At 42.3% G+C, this 18,616-nt stretch carries 31 protein-coding genes; 10 read left to right on the forward strand and 21 right to left on the reverse strand.

Translation table 11 applies throughout. The features are described 5' to 3' along the window. Position 1: 1 nt before the first annotated feature. The 5 genes from F597_RS0114835 to F597_RS0114855 all read left to right on the forward strand — a co-directional run bounded on the left by F597_RS0114835 (position 2) and on the right by F597_RS0114855 (position 1,748). Positions 2-163 carry a putative quorum-sensing-regulated virulence factor gene (locus tag F597_RS0114835; RefSeq protein WP_281167194.1) on the forward strand — a complete coding sequence of 54 codons (162 nt, stop codon included), beginning with the start codon at positions 2-4 and terminating at the stop codon, positions 161-163. Then, complete coding sequence (locus F597_RS0114840; protein WP_019540546.1) at positions 160-660, forward strand: hypothetical protein; 501 nt, start codon at positions 160-162, stop codon at positions 658-660. The genes F597_RS0114835 and F597_RS0114840 overlap by 4 nt, the downstream gene beginning before the upstream one ends. A gap of 98 nt (positions 661-758) precedes the next feature. After that, positions 759-980, forward strand: a complete 222-nt coding sequence (locus F597_RS0114845) for a hypothetical protein (RefSeq protein ID WP_019540547.1) — start codon at positions 759-761, stop codon at positions 978-980. Between the two features lies 1 nt (position 981). Then, positions 982-1,275, forward strand: coding sequence for a DUF4406 domain-containing protein (locus tag F597_RS0114850; RefSeq protein ID WP_019540548.1), 294 nt, complete (start codon positions 982-984; stop codon positions 1,273-1,275). After that, entirely contained in the window at positions 1,272-1,748 is a 477-nt protein-coding gene (locus F597_RS0114855) for a VRR-NUC domain-containing protein (protein WP_019540549.1), read from the forward strand. The genes F597_RS0114850 and F597_RS0114855 overlap by 4 nt, the downstream gene beginning before the upstream one ends. Here F597_RS0114855 and F597_RS0114860 read toward each other — a convergent pair. From F597_RS0114860 to F597_RS21750, 18 genes are all read right to left on the reverse strand, one after another. Beyond that, entirely contained in the window at positions 1,736-2,434 is a 699-nt protein-coding gene (locus F597_RS0114860) for an SOS response-associated peptidase (RefSeq protein WP_019540550.1), read from the reverse strand. The genes F597_RS0114855 and F597_RS0114860 overlap by 13 nt on opposite strands. Further along, on the reverse strand, positions 2,434-3,684 hold the full coding sequence (locus F597_RS0114865; RefSeq protein ID WP_019540551.1) for a Y-family DNA polymerase: 1,251 nt from the start codon (positions 3,682-3,684) through the stop codon (positions 2,434-2,436). The genes F597_RS0114860 and F597_RS0114865 overlap by 1 nt, the downstream gene beginning before the upstream one ends. Further along, on the reverse strand, positions 3,684-4,112 hold the full coding sequence (locus F597_RS0114870) for a LexA family protein (RefSeq protein WP_019540552.1): 429 nt from the start codon (positions 4,110-4,112) through the stop codon (positions 3,684-3,686). Before F597_RS0114870 ends, F597_RS0114865 begins: the two co-directional genes overlap by 1 nt. A gap of 88 nt (positions 4,113-4,200) precedes the next feature. Next, positions 4,201-4,581 carry a hypothetical protein gene (locus F597_RS0114875; RefSeq protein WP_026327505.1) on the reverse strand — a complete coding sequence of 127 codons (381 nt, stop codon included), beginning with the start codon at positions 4,579-4,581 and terminating at the stop codon, positions 4,201-4,203. Positions 4,582-4,620: 39 nt separating this feature from the next. Then, a complete protein-coding gene (locus F597_RS0114880; RefSeq protein ID WP_157279163.1) occupies positions 4,621-5,115 on the reverse strand; it encodes a hypothetical protein in 495 nt (164 codons plus the stop codon). 1 nt (position 5,116) lies between these two features. Next, on the reverse strand, positions 5,117-5,305 hold the full coding sequence (locus F597_RS0114885) for a hypothetical protein (RefSeq protein ID WP_019540555.1): 189 nt from the start codon (positions 5,303-5,305) through the stop codon (positions 5,117-5,119). Continuing rightward, positions 5,302-5,889, reverse strand: a complete 588-nt coding sequence (locus tag F597_RS0114890) for a lysozyme family protein (protein ID WP_019540556.1) — start codon at positions 5,887-5,889, stop codon at positions 5,302-5,304. Before F597_RS0114890 ends, F597_RS0114885 begins: the two co-directional genes overlap by 4 nt. Beyond that, entirely contained in the window at positions 5,882-6,331 is a 450-nt protein-coding gene (locus F597_RS0114895; protein WP_019540557.1) for a phage holin family protein, read from the reverse strand. The genes F597_RS0114890 and F597_RS0114895 overlap by 8 nt, the downstream gene beginning before the upstream one ends. 145 nt (positions 6,332-6,476) lie before the next feature. Then, a complete protein-coding gene (locus F597_RS0114900) occupies positions 6,477-6,737 on the reverse strand; it encodes a hypothetical protein (protein WP_019540558.1) in 261 nt (86 codons plus the stop codon). Further along, the gene (locus F597_RS0114905; protein ID WP_019540559.1) at positions 6,737-7,264 is read right to left on the reverse strand and encodes a hypothetical protein; all 528 of its coding nucleotides are present in this window, start codon (positions 7,262-7,264) and stop codon (positions 6,737-6,739) included. Before F597_RS0114905 ends, F597_RS0114900 begins: the two co-directional genes overlap by 1 nt. A gap of 68 nt (positions 7,265-7,332) precedes the next feature. Continuing rightward, on the reverse strand, positions 7,333-7,878 hold the full coding sequence (locus F597_RS0114910) for a hypothetical protein (protein ID WP_026327507.1): 546 nt from the start codon (positions 7,876-7,878) through the stop codon (positions 7,333-7,335). Next, a complete protein-coding gene (locus F597_RS0114915) occupies positions 7,871-8,269 on the reverse strand; it encodes a hypothetical protein (protein WP_019540561.1) in 399 nt (132 codons plus the stop codon). Before F597_RS0114915 ends, F597_RS0114910 begins: the two co-directional genes overlap by 8 nt. Positions 8,270-8,271: 2 nt before the next feature. Then, on the reverse strand, positions 8,272-8,736 hold the full coding sequence (locus F597_RS0114920) for an HK97 gp10 family phage protein (protein WP_019540562.1): 465 nt from the start codon (positions 8,734-8,736) through the stop codon (positions 8,272-8,274). Next, on the reverse strand, positions 8,733-9,035 hold the full coding sequence (locus F597_RS0114925; RefSeq protein ID WP_019540563.1) for a hypothetical protein: 303 nt from the start codon (positions 9,033-9,035) through the stop codon (positions 8,733-8,735). Before F597_RS0114925 ends, F597_RS0114920 begins: the two co-directional genes overlap by 4 nt. Then, positions 9,029-9,361, reverse strand: a complete 333-nt coding sequence (locus F597_RS0114930) for a DUF6706 family protein (protein ID WP_019540564.1) — start codon at positions 9,359-9,361, stop codon at positions 9,029-9,031. The genes F597_RS0114925 and F597_RS0114930 overlap by 7 nt, the downstream gene beginning before the upstream one ends. Positions 9,362-9,364: 3 nt before the next feature. After that, positions 9,365-10,477: a major capsid protein gene (locus F597_RS0114935; protein WP_019540565.1), complete on the reverse strand. Its 1,113-nt coding sequence runs from the start codon at positions 10,475-10,477 to the stop codon at positions 9,365-9,367. Between the two features lie 27 nt (positions 10,478-10,504). After that, the gene (locus F597_RS0114940) at positions 10,505-11,101 is read right to left on the reverse strand and encodes a hypothetical protein (protein ID WP_019540566.1); all 597 of its coding nucleotides are present in this window, start codon (positions 11,099-11,101) and stop codon (positions 10,505-10,507) included. Positions 11,102-11,119: 18 nt separating this feature from the next. Further along, positions 11,120-11,797 carry a hypothetical protein gene (locus tag F597_RS21750; RefSeq protein ID WP_019540567.1) on the reverse strand — a complete coding sequence of 226 codons (678 nt, stop codon included), beginning with the start codon at positions 11,795-11,797 and terminating at the stop codon, positions 11,120-11,122. Positions 11,798-11,939: 142 nt separating this feature from the next. Here F597_RS21750 and F597_RS0114950 point away from each other — a divergent pair, with 142 nt between their 5' ends. After that, positions 11,940-12,545: a hypothetical protein gene (locus F597_RS0114950; RefSeq protein ID WP_157279167.1), complete on the forward strand. Its 606-nt coding sequence runs from the start codon at positions 11,940-11,942 to the stop codon at positions 12,543-12,545. A 15-nt stretch (positions 12,546-12,560) separates the two neighbouring features. On the opposite strand, the gene F597_RS0114955 is transcribed toward F597_RS0114950, so the two are convergent. Beyond that, on the reverse strand, positions 12,561-12,926 hold the full coding sequence (locus tag F597_RS0114955; RefSeq protein ID WP_019540569.1) for a hypothetical protein: 366 nt from the start codon (positions 12,924-12,926) through the stop codon (positions 12,561-12,563). Between the two features lie 239 nt (positions 12,927-13,165). On the opposite strand from F597_RS0114955, the gene F597_RS0114960 reads away from it, so the two are divergent. The 3 genes from F597_RS0114960 to F597_RS22715 all read left to right on the forward strand — a co-directional run bounded on the left by F597_RS0114960 (position 13,166) and on the right by F597_RS22715 (position 14,858). Beyond that, entirely contained in the window at positions 13,166-14,008 is an 843-nt protein-coding gene (locus F597_RS0114960) for a phage antirepressor KilAC domain-containing protein (protein ID WP_221406108.1), read from the forward strand. A 21-nt stretch (positions 14,009-14,029) separates the two neighbouring features. Next, complete coding sequence (locus F597_RS22450; RefSeq protein WP_157279169.1) at positions 14,030-14,272, forward strand: hypothetical protein; 243 nt, start codon at positions 14,030-14,032, stop codon at positions 14,270-14,272. Between the two features lie 103 nt (positions 14,273-14,375). Continuing rightward, positions 14,376-14,858, forward strand: a complete 483-nt coding sequence (locus tag F597_RS22715; RefSeq protein WP_019540572.1) for a hypothetical protein — start codon at positions 14,376-14,378, stop codon at positions 14,856-14,858. Here the strand turns inward: F597_RS22715 and F597_RS21755 are convergent. Together F597_RS21755 and F597_RS0114980 are read right to left on the reverse strand one after the other, a co-directional pair. Then, the gene (locus tag F597_RS21755; protein WP_157279171.1) at positions 14,842-16,482 is read right to left on the reverse strand and encodes a hypothetical protein; all 1,641 of its coding nucleotides are present in this window, start codon (positions 16,480-16,482) and stop codon (positions 14,842-14,844) included. The two genes, F597_RS22715 and F597_RS21755, sit on opposite strands and share 17 nt — an antisense overlap. A 3-nt stretch (positions 16,483-16,485) precedes the next feature. Beyond that, entirely contained in the window at positions 16,486-17,925 is a 1,440-nt protein-coding gene (locus F597_RS0114980) for a phage portal protein (RefSeq protein WP_019540574.1), read from the reverse strand. A gap of 142 nt (positions 17,926-18,067) precedes the next feature. On the opposite strand from F597_RS0114980, the gene F597_RS0114985 reads away from it, so the two are divergent. After that, positions 18,068-18,592 carry a lipoprotein gene (locus F597_RS0114985; RefSeq protein ID WP_019540575.1) on the forward strand — a complete coding sequence of 175 codons (525 nt, stop codon included), beginning with the start codon at positions 18,068-18,070 and terminating at the stop codon, positions 18,590-18,592. Positions 18,593-18,616 lie beyond the last annotated feature (24 nt).

An 18,616-nucleotide genomic window follows, 5' to 3' on the forward strand; every position in this document is an offset into this window, starting at 1 on the left:
AATGCCTTGGGGTAAACATAAAGGCGAAAAGATGGGAAACGTACCAGCCGAATACCTCATGTGGTTGTACGATAATGATAAATGCGACAAGGCGGTTAAGGACTACATCGAGGATAACCTCGATGTTATTCAGGTAGAAATAAAAAGAAATATGCAGAAATGAAAACTTACGTAATTATCGTTAGCCGCTATTTTCCGGCTACACATAAGAGAAGAGGTGAAGAAACTTTTTTTAGAGAGAAAATATTATCAGGGCAGGGGGACAGATATAAACACAAACTTGTCCAAGAATGCTTTCAAAAACCACCTGAAAAAATCCACACCATACGGGCCAATTTCGAACTATGGGCAAACCGGATCAAGGAGGTTCAAGAAGGCAAGGCGGTTCTCTCTCTCCGATACTGGTCGGGCAAACCTTATCGTTCAAAACAAGTTGAGATTTGCCGATTGGCGAAGGATGACGGAGTAGGCGTGCAACTGTTAAGTTTCTCAGGGGGCTTTTTCAGTAGTCAGTTAGTCGATGGAGAAATCAAATACTGGAATTTAGAAATCCTCGCAAAAAATGACGGTCTTTCATTTGACGATTTTAGAGAATGGTTCAGGAGTTACGATTTAACAAAGCCAATGGCGATTATACATTTCACAAAGTTTAGATATTGATCATGAAACTACGATTGAAAGCCCGCTTCCGGCTATTTATAAGGAAGCATGTATTGTATTATTTGAGTGATGATATTGAAATATAGGAGAGTAAAATAATGGATACAAAAGAATATCGAAAACAGCGAAACAAAAAATGGAAGTGGGTAAAAGAATTATTCCCTGGTCTGAATGATATGCATATAGGCAGGATCGTTGATTGTTGGGAGTATGCGGAAAGAGATTATACCGACCTGGGAGAACTAAGGAACGTTTTCTATTGGCGGGGTGATATGGAGTGTCATTTACATTTTGAGAATAAAACAATAAAATATAGATGATATGAAGATCTACATTTCCGGTCAAATAACAGGCCTTCCATTCGATGAAGTGGAGCGGAATTTCAACGAAGCCGAACAACGATTAAAAGAGGAAGGGTTCACAGTTGTCAATCCGCTGGATAACGGGTTAACTGTAAATCATGGATGGATTGAACACATGAAAGCAGATATAAAGCTGCTCCTTGAATGTGATACGATCTATCTTTTGAAGAATTGGAAACAGTCAAGAGGTGCGGCCATAGAATATGGCTTGGCCGTTTCCCTTGGTTATGATACCATAGAACAAATAAGATGAATCTTCAAACCTGTATATCCTGTAAAAAGCAAACCGCATCGGTTATTTCTACCGATGCGGGCTATATGTGCTATCAATGCTACATGGATAAGAAAGATGCCGGGGAAAAGAAGAAGCGGAAGCATTCAAGCGAGGAGGCGGATATCCAATCTGAATTTTTCAATCAGGTTAAACTGTTTTTTCCTCATATTCCGGATAAACTTTTATTCGCTGTACCAAATGGAGGATCACGCAATAAAATCGAAGCTGCTAATCTGAAACGGCAAGGTGTGAAGAGTGGGGTAGCGGATGCCATTCTACTTATCCCGAAAAAGGGCTTTGCGAGCCTCTGTATTGAATTCAAAACAAAAACGGGTAGACAGTCCGACGAGCAGAAAGAATTTCAAATGCAGGCGGAGAAATGTGGCAGCAAGTATATTATTGCCCGGAGTGTGAAAGAAGCGATTGATGAAGTGAAATCTTATTTAATTTGACATTTTATATTTGCCACGTTCCTATTCTTACGACTGTTACCTGCATCGGTCGAGATAATATGAGAAGTCATCAGGCTTTCAGTGTAAGGTTTCATCAATTCATCTATTTCGGACTGTGGCGTTTCTGGATTAATCCACTTCGCCACGTTATTTTTGTGAAGTATAAGGGGCATCCTCTTTTTAGAGTTATGGATGTACTCCATCATCGGATTCGCATCGGTCGTGATGATCGAGAATGTGTCGTGTATTTCTCCTGTCAGTTTGTTCACCCATGAATTGTAGATGCATCCCAAATAAAAAACTGTTTCATCTTTAGGGTAGATGTAAAACGGTATTTTCTTTTCTTCATGCCGCCATTCAAAGAAACCATCAACTATCAAAACGCAGCGTTGTGATTTAATGGCATCCTTGTACGACCTTTTTTCGTGTATCGTATCGCTCCGGGCGTTCAGTGTTTTGGACTTCATGTCCAAGGCCATTTCCTCAGAATAGACGAATGAGGGTATCAATCCCCACTCGGAGAGGGTTATCGTGTCCTGCTTTATGACGGGTAGTTTGGGATGTGCGAAACCTGAAACGAGGTAGTAATCCTCGAAGTAGATATCGAATTGAACACCCTTGTTACTTTTTAGGTAATCTTTTATTGCCTCTTTTGCTTTTTTTTCAACTGATACGGTAAAACACATTATGCCTTGACTTCGATTATTTCGTTAATGTTAGTTGTGAACGCCCGTGATAAACGTTCCTGTTTCATCTTATGTACTTTCTTATCCTGACTTCCTAATCTTATCAATTGCTGCCCGTATTTCTTGTTCAGTTTGTCGATCGATTGCATCAGTTTGGTATGCTTTGGATTTGAGTTCAAGAACAAATCCGGCTGATATTCGCTTGTATCAACGAAATCCATCAACACCACACCAGCACGCTTGTAATTCCTGTGTTCCCTGAAAATACTTTTTAATCCGGTGACGGCAAATTTGTTTATCTCGAGGGTGGATGAAGTCGGGAATGGTATTTTTACTACAATACTATTAGAGTAGAAGTTGTCCTCATCCTTGAATCTGTTAGTCTCGATAAACACCATCAACCGTTTGCACATCGAATTTTGAGCACGTAGCTTTTCTGCTCCCAGTGAGGTAAATGTAGTGATCCGCTCCCTCATCTCGTCAAAAGACCGGTATTCCTTGTCGAATGACCGTGTAGTCGCTATTGACTGTTTCTTTTCGGGTAATTCCATCTCGATTGAAGGTATTCCCTTAAGGTCTTTTTGAAGCCTTATGCCTGTAATGGTCATGTGTTTCATCACCCAGCTTTCGGGTAATAGGGTGAAGTCGTATGCTGTTTTTACCCCGATTGCATAAAGCTTCTTAGCGTTCCGTCTGCCGATACCCCATACATCTGACACATCCAGCCATTTCAAAGCCTTGATTCTTTTTTCCTCGGTGTCTATCACGTGAACGCCTCCTAATTGGGGAAATTTCTTTGCGATCCGGTTTGCTACTTTGCAAAGTGCTTTTGTCGGAGCTATACCTACCCCGATGGGAATCCCTGTCCATTTCAGGATATGTTCACGCATTTTTAATCCGTATTCCCTGTAATCTACGTCTATCCCGATTAGGTCAAGGAAACACTCGTCAATAGAGTGAATTTCCTGCATGGGAGAGTAATTCGAAAGGATATTCATCACCCGTGCGCTCATATCTCCGTAAAGAGAGAAATTTGCTGAAAAAACCTTTACGTTATGCCTTCTGAACAACAGGTCATACTCGAATGCGGGTGCCCCCATCGGTATTCCCAGTGCTTTTGCCTCGTTAGAACGTGCAATAACACACCCGTCATTATTGCTTAAAACAACAACAGGTTTATCGTTGAGGGAAGGATTAAACACCCTCTCGCAACTCGCATAGAAGTTATTGCAGTCTACCAGAGCGAACATTAATGTTTCCTTATTGAAAATATGACTATACCCCAGATAATTACCTCGCTATTCATCTCTAAAACGGGAAACACCTCATTTGACGGGATCAACAGGCATTTTCCGTCTTTTATGCTTATCCGCTTCAACGTGTACTCCCCATCAACAAAGCAAAGAGCTATCTTATTATCTGACCATTCCTCGCTTCTATCTATGATCAGGATATCCCCTTCCTGAAAGTCATTATTCATCGATAACCCTTTTGCACGTGCATAGAAAGTAGCATCCGGGTGTTTGATAAGTAGCTTGTTGAGGTCGATCCTGTCATCCGACAATCCTTCCGCAGGAGAGGGGAACCCGGCCGCGATATTTCCTGCAAAATCGAGTTCTAACTTTGAAAACTCGGGGAGATAGAAATCAAATTGCCGCGATGAATATACTTTCTTCATTTTACAAAAATAAGAAAGCGGACTGTTAAAACAATCCGCTCAATAAACTTTAACCTTATATTCATTTTTGTTTTATATATTCGTATCTCTAAAACCATTTCTTTCGACCAATACTATACGCAACATAAACCGCAACAAGGGCGCCGATCATATTCAGTATTTGCAGCCTGATTTTTTGCCACTTGGTGAGATAATTTACCGGTACTTCAACCTCGACAATAACAGGGATGCTGTCAGTCAAATTCACGGTATCCTTTACGATCTTGAATCGTTCCCGCCATTTTATCACATCCCGAAAAACGGTATCATTTCGACTTGACAGTTGAACGGTGTCTCGGTAAAACACGCTGTCGAGCGTATATCGGTCTCTGTATTCTATTTTTGTACGCTCGGTTGGTACATATACCGTTCGGGTTTTACATCCTGAAAAAACGGAGCAAAGCAGCAATAACCCTAATATGTATTTCATACTTTTTGTCATAATATTTTAGTCTATAAATTATTTTCATCATTTCTTTTTAAAAATAGAGACGTTGATAATTCCGTTACAGCCTATTACAGAACTCAAAGGATAAGCCCTAATATTCTCGTAATCTTTATTCGGATCATGGACGATATTTAAATCTGTATCACAGATAACGGCATGTGTGTCCATATCCGACCAGTTAAAATATTTAGGAGACAATACAGAGGCATAAAATAGTCCGTCTACCCCTTGATAATTCTTTAGGTTTTCATCGGTCAATAAAGACCATTTGTCGAATTTCGGGACTTCCAGACATTCAAAAGTAGGGTTCATCAATGTTCCCCAGGTCTTGTTATGAAGCATCCCGTCATATTCATAGCCTTTTGACTCGACATAATCACAGAACAACTCAAACCAATTATTATGCTCTATAAATGCTGGCACATTTTCATACTCATCATCAAACAGGGAAGCCATTGCCGCCTGCATACAATCTCCGTGCCCCTGGTCAACCCTTCTTTGGTATATCTTTTTCACATCAAAACGTTTTACTTGTACTTAATTCATCTTCATAATACAACAATGCTTCCTTTTCAGCCCCAAACGTCACTATATAACTCCAGGATCCTTCTCTCATGGAATATCTACAATCCAACACCACGCCCTGATCACTGTCGGGCGTGATGTGGTACACTTTTTCTCCGATATTGAATTTTGGATTTCTCATGATGCGTTTTTTATTGCTGATAGAAATTTATAGTGATACGTTGCGATCAGGTGGGCTTTATCTATACCGTTGATAATTCGCCGGGCATTGACGGGATCATCTTTTGTAACGTTGAAATAGTTTTCAAGCGAAACACCTGTAAAATCGCCTCTATTCGATTTCCCTTTCGTCATACCCTCGATCATGATCTTTGCGCTGATCTCGGGAACTAACGCCAGTTCGGGTTGTTCGAGTAACGGGATATCTAACAGTTTGCCCATTAATTCGTAATTCTCATACCACGTTAACTGCACGTCGCCCCGGCCGTAGTAGATTTTATCGGGATGAGTGTAGGGTTTACGGTCGTGCCTGATTTTCTGACCGTACGGTTTCCCCCAGCCTTTGCCATATTCTTCAATAGGGATCATTTTTTTATCCGTCTCATGGTAAACAGTGGCAAGCATATAGGCAAGCCAACGAATATCAGTATATCCGGATTGCTCCCAGGCATTCAACTTGAAGTTTATTCCGTCGACCTGGCTTTGAGTGAGCCGACCGGAAAAGAGTGAATGTCTTATTTCGCTGAAAAATATCGTTCTATTCATTGCTGCTCTTCCTTTTTAAGCCTAAATACTCTTTTAGACGGAAAAATATCTCCGTACTCAAGATCTCATAGATGAATTGGATAGCCTTGTCTTTTGGGAAGATAATCGTTGCGTTGCGGAATGAATTGGTAAGGTAAAAATAACTCACAATCAGAGTAAAATAAACGATAACCGTTTCCGGCAGTTCAGCCTTAAAGAATGTCATGGCATATAAGACGAAAATGACGGTGATATAGAAACCGAATAGCTTCACGCCTTCTTTTGCCTTCTCCATACTGAACCCCTCTTTCTCCTTTGCTGCAGCTATCATCCCTGTTATAAAATTGATGCAGAATCCTGCAAAAAGAGCGATAAATGCAAAGTAAAAATCAACACAAATACTTATCAACCCGGTTAGAAGCAACGCGCCGATGTCTTTCAATTTAATAAGAGCTTCATCCATAATCGTTGTTTCTATTAAAATATATTTGATTGATTTTTTCGGAATAAAAAACCGGCTATCTTCACAGACGGCCGGCCCAAATTAACTATTATAAAACTTAACAATATAAAATCACAGTTTGATATGAGACAATATAAAATATAACTCACAAATTCTTTTCGGCCTTGATGAATTTCCCGATATCCTTATACTTCTTCACCCGGTTAGTTTTCGAAGGATCATCCCAATCAGGAAGTTCAATCCATTCATATTCACCGCCCTCGTCTTCCCCGGATTTTTCTTCTTTGTTCCGTTCATTCCAGAGGTATGAATATTCCGATAACATCGCACGGATGAGGGTAAAACTGCTATCAAGCGTTTGTTCATAGGACAATCCCAGCGCTTCCTGGACATTCACCAGGAACATTACTCCGCTGACCGGTCTGTTTTCATCCAGCTTTCGAGATTTTTTCGAGCGGCTATTATCTCCGCTTCCGTCATTGGGCTCACGCTCTGAACGGTCGTGATAGATTTGCAAAAAGGGTTATAACCGATCCGGAAGAGGATTGCATTCAATAGGATGTAGATATCTTTCCATGTGCAATTATCTTTCAATACTTCTTTAAACCATGCCGGGGGATCACTTTTTTTGTTATGTATCCCGATACAAAGAATATCGATCAATAGATCATCATACTTTGAAATTACTTCGGTTAGCTCTGCATCAGGGAGGGGATCTTCTTTCGCTATTACCTTGTCAAAATCCGATTTGTCGATCGACAACAAAAGAGGTTTCAATTTAAACCAGGTGCGAACGGTGATGGGAGAAATTACAATCGAATCGCCGGGATCTTTACCAGCCGGCAGGCTATCCCGGTTGCTGAAATCAAAAGGGATTTTCAGCGACTGTTCGGTTATCGTATTTGCTTCGAGTTGCACGAATTCTTTAATCATACTTTTCTTTTAATATATAAAAGGCCGGACAATAACGCCCGGCCCAATCAAAAATGACAAAGAGAGAATTAAGGAACGGCTACAACCTTCCTGGAGAAAGCGTACCCTTGCACACCGGCTGCAGATATGGCAGCCTGCTTATAATACCTTACCATCAGCAGCTCGACGTTATCTTTCGTGGGAGCCTGTGAAAATTTAGCCACAATTTTCGCATTCACGATCGTGTAGATAACCTTTTTGCCGTTGATCGGCATTGATTCGATCTCGATTGTCTTGTTGATCGAAGGAATGCTGACAGCTTCCTGCCATTCATCGAGAGGGGCGGCCTCGGTACCTTCGTTATGCACGCCACCCATGACCTCTTTGATTATATCATTGGAGGGTGTGGGGTAGGATACCTCAACGTAATCCGTTGATCCTTTCTTGAAGTGAGAATACAATGGTTCGTCCGTACCTTCAATCGGGATACGGACCTCTTCCGGATCAGAAAAATTGAATGCAACCGCATTTTCCGACGGATTCGGCATTGTCTTTGGATTTGCGGTGCCGGGAACGCCGTCACCAACGTCAAAATGGCGTACTTCCTTTACGCCCATTGCAATAGGTCTACTCATAATCTTCTATATTTTTTTGAGTGTTAATAATTACTTTAATATTGGTGCAATCGAAGTTTTCTTTTGCACCTGTCAACCTGACTGAGCCTGACAGTTCAACGTCACGATATTGCCCGTTTTCCGGCTTGATTTTCTTTAGTTCCGTGCGGACTTTCCTTTTCACTTCACGCATCAATGGACGGTTTGGCATTCCATTTGGGTATAGCTTAATGAAAATATTCACGTTCACCGGCATTTTATTTTGCCAGTCGAATTCGTGATATTCCATCCCGGATATAACGATATGGTTTTCTTCTACGCCGGTAGCCGAATTATCCTTATAAATCGTCAGCCCTGTATTGGCGGCTGCAACGTGGTTGTAAACCAAATCTATGATATCGAATTCATCCATATTTAAGCTCTATCGAATTGTGTTTGAATCGCCTTCCGCATCCATTCCTCTGTTTTGATATTGGCAGCCGTAATAACATCCTTGCTTTCCATCGCTTCAACATATACGGCGTACTCCATTCCAGCCAGGCCAATCAGGACCATGCCGGTGTTGTGTGTATTAGCGAGAGTGCGTGCCAGGCGCCTCGCTTTTTCAACACCCTCTTTCCCGTCTGTGCCGGACTGTACGATCTTGAAATTATCGCCTTCGATACTTCCATTCTCTACTATCACGTAGCCAATTGACGATCGCAAATTGCCGGTATGGTCGATATACTTCCCGCTTTCACGTGCGTATTTGACAAACATTTCACCGGCCGCCTGTAACAGGGTATACGTTTTTGCATGTACACGGTCCTCGAAGATCTTCATCCAACGGTTCAAATCAGACTTGGTAAATAATGGGGTTATGCCGGCTTTCTTGCTCATACTGAAATAACGTTATGCGATTGCCAGGGAAACCAACAAATGATATTACGCTTTATGCCCAATTCCGGCACTTCCAAGATCGTGGCGCCTTCCATTTTCTTGATAGGAGTGTAGAATTCACCACGAACAATGACCTCATTACCGGCTGCATTCACCCGGATTACGTCGCTGGTATCGACAGGATCAAATCGGCCGATGATCTCGACCGTATCCGTACTCCCTTCAACCCATTCGCCGTTTTCCACATGCCCTGCAATTTCGACGGTTACAAGTGCCTTATGTCGGAATCGTTTTACCATATATCGCTTGCTTTGCCACGCGGAACGGATATTCTGTTAGTGATCGTATTTGCCTTTTCCGGCTCTCCGTTCTCTTTGTACAACCGGGCCGCTGTTTTCTCGAAATAGCTGCGGGGATAGGATATAGAGAGTTTGTTTTCCGTGAAGTCCGGCAAATTTACGGCTGCCGAAAGTGCATCGGCGATTGTGAGGTTTACCGTTTTTGCATCAACCGTGTTGAGCTCGGCCGCCCCGTTAAGGGAGCGACCGGCCAACAAGAGAGAGAGATAAGCTTCCGGAAAATCAGCCAGGCCGGGAAAAGACAATATCGTTTCTTGAACGGTCATATTTTATTCTTCGTCGGTTGCTTCCGTATTACCTTCCGGCCATGCGGTCGCGTCGGTTTTAAGAATATACATCGCATCCGGATCGTTCACCACAGGGATGGCATTGGCTTCCGCCTTGGTCCACTCCTTGAACGGTTCCAGTTCCGACCACTTTGAGATAAAGACGAAGTCTTTCTTCACGGTAATGGCCAGCTTCTTGTACGCTTCATTGTTTTCAGCCGCAATGGGGCCATGCTGGATATCACCAACCTTCAGGTCTTCCAGGAAGGTAACACGGTTAGCCTCCCAGGGATTCACAGTGGTGCGGTTGTGAGCTTTGTCCTCAATACGAACAGCGGGATTCACAATAACAATCTGAACAGGGTTTTCCTGAGCAGACAAGTAATCATTGATCACCTGTTTTGTCACGGTCAGCTTGTTGGTGTTGTTCACCCAGCCTTTCAGCTTGTCAACGGTCGATTTTTGCTTTTTCAAAAGAGAAAAAGTGTCCGACCGCATGATAACGTACTTGATTGATACGCCATCGGCGGCAGCGGCCACTACGGTATCTTCGATATCTTGCAGCCCATCAGCGGTAGCAGTCGTAGCCCAGTTGACGGACGCTACCCTTTTGTTCGCGTTCGGCATTCCGCAACCGACGAACTCCTCGGTTACCACGCCGTTGTTATTCGTCGAGTTGAGGACGAAACCGGCATTCGACATAAGTTGCATGCACCACCATTCAAAACGTCCACGAACACCGTTATACACGAAATCCTGATCTTTGAAGGCTAAGTCGAGCAACGCCTGCAGGTCAGCGTCACCGGCAACGTCGCGGCTCAATTGCTGGTATTCGTTCCAGTCACTCTCGTTCATCCCGCGCTTGAGAGCTGTTTTCGGGATGTCCCCGGACATTTTGCCGATCACTTCACGCTTTTTGATAGGCGCGGAAGCGTCATAGCTGATCACGTCGGCAATAACCGGCGCCCCTTTTTCACCCGTAAGGGTTTCCCATTTCAGGGATGTTTTGGCTTTGATACCGAAAAAATTAGGGAAATACACGGGTTTCACGTGCCTGGTGTTCAGGCGTGCTTCCATATTTTTCCGGTTCACTTGTTTGATTAAACTTCTTTCCATTTATATGCTTTTTAATGGGTTACACAATTATGCGAAGGTGATCAGCGATATACCGCCTCTCAGTTTCGCTTTGATCGCATCGTCAACCGGATACGGCATTACAGCCTCATTCACGGTACCAATCCTCAAAAGTCCGGACTGCTGGTTTGCAACGGTCGTATCAACCTTGTTCATCGTCACGAATTGAGGTTCGTACTTGAATTCCGCATCACCGGCATCGGCGGCTTCTTTCGCCAACACCAATACATCCCCAACAGCAGCGGCCCCCAAAGTGGCCGAAACCGTAATCGCGTCGAAATCTTCATCCGACCGGTCAATGGCGGTAATAGCTACGGCGGCACCTTCGAGAGATCCACCCAAAGCCACGATTTCACCAACTTTAAAGATGGTTTTCTTTGCGACCTTGTATATAGTAGCGGCAGCAGCAGCGACCACAACCACCTTTGCAGTTTTCACGGGGTGATACAGCCCGTTCGCATCTTTTCCGACCACGACGCCGGGAGGCAATTCATCGATCACCCCTTTCAGGTCGGCGCGGGCAATGGTACCACCGCCAACCACATCCTCGATGATCTTTACAATCACGGGAGGATATTGAAATTCTTTTTCTTTTTTCCTGAACATACTATAAAATATTAATGGTTACTTTCCTAAACCCAGGTCCACAACTCCGGTATCGGCTGTATCGCTGGTGTCCATAAGTTTTTTCCAGTCCTCAACGGATCGATCACCAGCAGACTTGCCCCCGCTCGGTATGTAGTTTTCACCCACATGCTCGTCGATGATGGATTGCCTCAACTCGTTGAACTCAGAGACTTGTGCTTCTATCTCGGCATCGATATCTTCAGCGTCGAGATTCACCTTTGCAGCTACCTTTTCGATGAACTTATCATCGATTTTACCTTTCAGTTTCGACTTCACGGTTTCGAGCACCGACACATTCTTTTGAGATTTTACCATGCCTGAAACAAGCCCTGTGAGGGTCTCGATAGATTTGTTTTGCGCTTCAATCATCGCTTTTACAGACGGATCGAGATTATCAGGTATTTCGACCTTACCCGGCTCATCATCTTTTTTTGTTTCTACAGGCTTTCCATCTTTCAGGCCGTGTTTTTTCTCATATTCCTCAACGGACTTTTTGCCAGAATTTTCGGCCTCCTGAATGGATGGCAGAACATTTTCCTTGAAGTTTTTCACGGCGGCGATGATATTGCCGTCTTTTTCTTCCGTGATACCGAAGATCTTCTCGATACGTGCGGCATATTTCTTGTCAACCCCCTGAACGCCACATTGAGCAGTGATTAATTCTAAGATCGTCATAAACTTTTTCCTTTAAAATATAAAGGGATTGTGTTTTTCGGACGGGAATAATTATCTTTGCGGAATAACTATTTTAAAACAAATCACCATGTGGGTATTTTTCGTGATATTATTCTTTCTGTTTGTGTTTCTAATAAACTCAATGTTCAAAAAATCAAGAAATAATGGAGATACTTATACCAGCAAACCCCAAAAATTAACGCCGGAAGAGTTAACTAAATTAAGTCATGAAGAGTTTGCGGATTATTTATTGGATGAAAAAGTGCCGGATCGCCAATCAATCAACAGAATTTCGGGTAATAATGTAAAAAGCACCTATGACAGAAAAACAAAAGAGGCTATCGCCAAATATGAATTTCCATCCCATAAAAGAATATTGGAGGATAGTGTGAATTTAATCCAAACAACTAAAAGTCTTGAAACATTGATTGGCCGCTATGACATTGCGCTCGAACATTATTTTTGGATCAGAGAACAAATATCCAATGGCGTTCCACTTTATTTTGAATCAAAAGGCAACTTTGCGGATGAACTGAAAGAACATGCCAATTATCACATACACAGAATAGCGGAAAATACTTTCAAAACGCATAAATCAAAGATTGCAACGCTAAAAACAGATAAAGCGAAAGAGAGCCATAAAGAAAAAACGCTGATATTATTGTCCGAATGCATAAACTCTTTAAAGCAAACCGAAAATACCAATGAGTGGATAGCTGAAATAAATGCTTTACAGAATAAACTGTGATCGTTACATACACCATCAATTACCTGATAAGCCATGGTCTTCCTTCTCTTCTTTCCAGATTTCAAGCAGATCAACATCGACAGGTAAAAGCTTATCTTTATCCAAAGAGTGTTGATCAATATAGAATCTCATTAAATCTTCATCAATAACATCCCTGTATTCATTTATTTGGTCAAGAGTAAGAAAAATGGAATCTTTCTCAACCAGTTTTTTTGTTTCCCTTATTAATTTTTTCGTGTCTTCATCAATAAATTTATCATGTTGAGGTTTACTCCTACGCTTAGATTGAAGCGATAAAGCATAGACTATTACAATAAGCGAGACAAAAACTACTACAACGTAAATACCCATAGCTGTATGAATTTTTGCAAAAATAATCATTTTCCTTTTGTGGATTAAAAAATTATCTCCATATTTGCAATGCTAAACAAAATTATTGGGTGCAAGCCGCCCGCTGTGAAGTAAGGGCTTTTTTTATGCTTGTATGTTTTAAATAGTTATTAAAAAAACTTATAACTGGTAGTGCACCCCCGTTCGGAGCGTTAATGCGCCCGAAAATTAAAACCCAATGGTTTTGTTTAGCAGCGGGACAGGCGCTACCTCTTTATTTTAAATTGTTTATGCTAAACAAAACCGATTTATTGGATGTCGCAGTCGATATGATGCAATCCAGTACGTCAGCTCACGAAACGAGTATCGTTTTAACCTATGAAGGGACTAACATCACCTTTTTCAGGGGTAATAGAGTGATGGTAAATGCCACGCAAATGGCAAAAACATTTGGCAAACGTCCGATAGACTGGCTTAACACTCAATCAGCCAAAGATTACATTGAAGCACTTAGCGAAGTGAGAAAAATCACTTCGGCTGATTTAGTGAGAGTTATCAAAGGAGGTAATTTTCGCATGCAAGGCACATGGTTCCATCAAGACGTTGCCCTTGAATTTGCCCGCTGGCTCTCCCCGGCATTCGCTATCTGGACCAACGACCAGATAAAGGAACTACTGACTACCGGTGTTGCTACTGTTAATAATGACGATGAAACAATCGCCAATGCCATGCTTATCCTTCAACGCCGATTGGATGCCCACAAACAGCGCGTACAAATACTGGAAGGGCAGACGCAGCTGCAACAGGAGAAAATCAAAGAACTTGCTCCAAAAGCGGAATATACGGACAATGTTCTACAGAGTGTGAATGATTATACCATGACGGCGATGGCAAAAGAGTTGAATTTCCGCAGTACGAACGTATTCGTAAGCCTACTCGTAACCAGGGGTATTATGTTTCGCCAAAGCGGGCGTTATTACCTTACCGCAAAGTATGCAGGAAGAGATTACACGAAAACCCGGACCCATCATTACAAAAACAGCAATGGGGATGATTGCACAAACACAATTACCACGTGGACTGAAAAAGGGCGTGCATTCCTTCATTCTTTGAGGAAAGGAGGCAAGTTATGAAAAGCGAAAAAGATTACCCATTTGTCACGAAAGAAATCACCTTCGGTAATATTTATGATAACAATGACGGTGAAGTCATGTATACCGTTTGCCAGGAAAGTTTCAAAATCGAAACTAAAAAATTCACTGAATCGCCTTCTTGACAATTGGGTTAGTGACGGACAAAAGGTACTTTGCCATACCAATCAAACAGATATGTCCGCACGGATAATTATCATCCATGATGGCGTGAAGTTAACACTCAGGTTTGAAGAGGATAAATGATTTGTATTAACAGGAAGGCTGGTGATCTCGCCTGCCTTCCTGTATATTGAAAATTTTAAATACTTGAAGAATAGTTTTACTTTTGCTTATATTTTAAAAGAAAATGAAAAGGCAAGATATTCAAAAATTAAGAGGTGAAGATCTTTTTTACTATTTTACCCACGAACATCCGGATGAAAATTACCGGAGCGTTGTGGCTTTATTGCCGTACGCGTTGATGGACATGGAAAAGGCCTGTGATCTCATTGAAAAGTGTGTAAGGGAAAATAAAACACTTATCACCGTGTATCCAGGCATTGAGAATATGGATACATCCGACATGGAATACATAGGGGATATCATGGACGGAGGATTATATGTTTCAGATGAACCCTATTTTAAAGAGCGGATGTATCTGATAGATGACCGGCACGAATATTTTTCGTACGGCTCTAAATGTGCCCAATGTCAACATTTCGACATGGTAGGGATGGCGTGCAAGGCTTTTCCTAATGGAATCCCTGTTAAATATTTGTCAGGGGATGCTGAGCATACAAAGATAGATCCTGAACAAAAAGGAAACACCGTATTTATTTCGAAGATTTAATTTTTGAATATCCTAATCCGTATTTTTTTGCAAAGTCTTTCATAACGAGGTGATGATGCAATATTTCGGCCCTCTGTATCCGCTGTTTCTTAACCGCCTCTGTTTTTGCCTTATCAATTATATTTTGCATTTTAGTTTGAACCCTCATATGTGCTGCAGAGTAGTTCAATGCGACCATCCCTACATTCCATCCACCTTTTGGCCTTTTTAAAGAGAAAGTATATGTGGGTGTCACTGCACGTATTTCAGCCACATCCTGACCTATGGCGAGGTATATGTCTTGAGGACTGAAAGAATGTCCGATCCCCCCCATTGTGCCCTCTTTTGCAGCCCATCCCCTTGGATGATTGTGTGTCAATATGCAATCTTTCATCATCTTCGCCTCACCTTCCGTAAAACTCACACTGGTAGCCTGCCCTCGTTTGTCGATTATAATCTTCCCGTCTTTGTCAAAAACGACAGCTGTTTCAAAATCCGCATTTTTCCGTATTTCGTCTTCTACTTTGACTATTTTTTCTGTTAATTCTGTGTAAGCTGCCGGTATCGTATTTTTCTCCCATATATCCGATTTGGGTAATTCAGATTTATTCGGATTAATTCCCTTTCTTGCCCCATTGAAAAAGGACTGGTTCAGTTTGCCGAAATAAGAATTGCCAACATATCCAGGTTGATCCGTTATGAATTTTCTTGCGCTGGATGGTATATCCTGAATATACTTATCAACCGGCACAGTATCAAACAGTAGATAATCGGCGAAATCATCATGATCCATTACAATCGGCACGGCTATACATATGCAAAATGGATGAAAGGCTGAAAACACAAAGTCCTTTGGATATTTCCCTGTCATTGCATCGCATATCGCGCACGGATGCCCGTTGCGGGAGCGCTTCACTTCAAATCCCAGCACAAAATCAAGCTGCTTCCATCGTTCACAGTCACTCATCCGGTAACCCATATTGGTTTCAGTAGCTGATACACGGATGGCGTTCATTTTCGCGCTTTTATATACACCCCGGCCCGGATGGTAATCTTTCATCGGTTGGGATGGAACGAGTTTTCCGTCTTTATCCCTGACACGCCGGAAACGTTTATCCGGATTATTCAGTAATTGGCGGAAATCCCGGCTTATTGCATCAGCGCTCCGGCCGGAACCAATGCCGCTTTCAAGGAATAGTTCAATATTCCCTTTCGTCTGGCTGGTGATGTTCCACACCCTTTGAGAGAGATTTAACCCGTTTTCCGTACGGTTTTGAAGTAGTTCGAGGGCGTCGAGGTTACGTTTGAACATTCCCTCTTTGACGATGGATGAAAGCGACATCCCTTTGATATAACCTTCGACCATCTTGTCATTTTTGATGACAGCCTCCTCCCACGCTTTCGTTTGTCCGGATTTGATTTCATTTTCGAGGTTGGATTGAAGTTGGATGAGGTACCGGTCTATTGCTTTTTCAACGCCCGGATTACGCACCCACACGCTGTTTTTGTTGCCGGCATCTTTCCACTTACGCATTTCAGGGGCAATAGCGGAAACGAATTGGTTAAATATCATATTTACCCGCTGTTCCTGTACGAACATGCGGGTGATATGCTGCTGATCGTGAAATGACAATAGGGTAGGCATGGCTTATATAGAAAGTCCCGTTAGTGGCATTCTGGCGCTTTCCTCATCGGCTTCTTTTTTCAACCGTGATAATTCCTCCGGAAGATTCCTTGTGAATGGAGAATTTGATACGATTGTTTCCTGGCTGTTGATCGGTTTACCTCCATTGGCGCTCACAAGCATTTCAATTTTTTCTTTCAAATCATCCGGCAATATGCTGTCAAATGTTACTTTCGGTTTCGCCTTCTTCAAGCCCTCTTTGTGCTTTGTTTCCGTAACATTCGACATAAGGGCCTTAACAATAGAAATACAACGCTGCACGACAGGGCCGAATATCTCCATCTTTTCGGCTGCCTTAATGAATGTTTCGACGAACATTAACTCTATAGCCGACCCTGAAAGAGCTCCAATGCTTTTCATGTTCTCGAATGAGAGATCAGGTGTTGAGGTACCGGAATAGATTTCATTTCGAAGTGTTTCAAGTTCTAATTTGATGCTGTCTATTGATTGATCCCAAACCAGGTACTCGGCATCTCCATGATACTCCCTCCCCTCGCCATCTACCTTGATCGGGTATGACAACTGTTTGCCTACCGTGTTCTTCGAGGGTAGAGCACTTTCACCGTAATTTTTCAAGATAGGATCACCAAAGTAATCGTTCGTGTCCACCATACGAGATAACCGGTTCTCGTAATAGTCCATCGATACAGCGCCATCATCCCATTCCGGATCGTCCTGTTCGGCATACACGACCGTGATCTTCTTTGCAAGGTTGGGGATATTCTTCACTTCAACCCATTCCCCGGACACATCCACGTATGTCATTTCCTTTGCGGCTGTCTGAATCCACAGGAAGTCCCTTTCCTGACCGTCTGTGTGAACCGTACGGTATTTCCGGATGAATGCATCCATATCGTCGTAATCATCGAAATGGGGCCAGAAATCACCGTTTTTGAGCGAAAGGATCTTCACCTTGATAACGATTTTCTTTTCACCGTCAACTTCCGATGGACGGGGATAAAACACAAGGGCGGATTTCGTTTCACTCATTACAGTCCGGGTAAACTTGTTCAGCACGGATTTCATTTTAAGGCTTTCCGCAAAAACCTCTTCGAAATATGAAGCTGCATCGTTCTCATCGGCAAAGGTCACGTTCATATTCCCACCAAAGAGGAATGCTGCAGCGATACGGACGATACGTTTCGGGATATTGGTTTTGACCCGGGCGACAGGAATCAACTTCTGGCCGACCTTCACGGGATCGCCGTTTTTGTCGACTATCGTCTCAGAATATACATCGACGAATTTATCTTCACGCTTGTCAACCCCCTTTTCCCGCCGGTCACGTTTGCCTTTATATTCGTCAACATACTCCTGCCGGTTCCGATCTTTATTGCTGTCGGTTGTAAGTATATCAACCGCCTTTTTAAAGTCCTCTAATGCTAATATTTCATCGATGGTCATATTGTGCCGTTTACGATAAAATATAAAGGAGGTGTGTTTTTCATTAATACCCTCAAAGCGGTATTTTTTTATATTTTAGATTGACAAGTTCATTCTTATCATTTTATTATATATTTTTGTATTAGTTAAAATTATATGCCTTATGAAAAAAATTCTATTCTTACTTTTTGCGCTTGCACTACTCACGAGCTGCGAGAAAGATCCTGTTACCGATAAGGGGAAACTTGACCCGAATGCAATGATCCTTATCAAACCCGCAAAGGGTGTACAACTGAAAGCGACCGTTCCCGGATTGAACGGGCTGGAAGTTGTACAACAAGCTGTTTCTTTAAAACTTCAAACACGATACTTCGACGATCAAGATGTGGGGGAAATGAGAAGTGGTGCACGCATGTTCAACGAGGAAACAATGAAAGACTTCGATACGCCAGCCTTGCTGATGCTCGGGATCGATGTTATTAATGCACAAGGTAAATATATTCGTGATTTTACACACTCTAAAAATGTGGTCATTACGAATATCGACGGAGATACAATCGCTTACGTTCCTGATGACGTTATCAATTCAGCCAGATTGCTTATAGAAGCTGCCTACAACGACGAAAATTATACGGAAGTGTATAGATTATTCAACGAAGCGTTTACCTTCCTTCCGATTTCAGAATAGAATATTTCAAAGAACTCTTTTAAG

It is taken from the genome of Proteiniphilum acetatigenes DSM 18083 (assembly GCF_000380985.1).
Lineage (GTDB): Bacteria > Bacteroidota > Bacteroidia > Bacteroidales > Dysgonomonadaceae > Proteiniphilum > Proteiniphilum acetatigenes.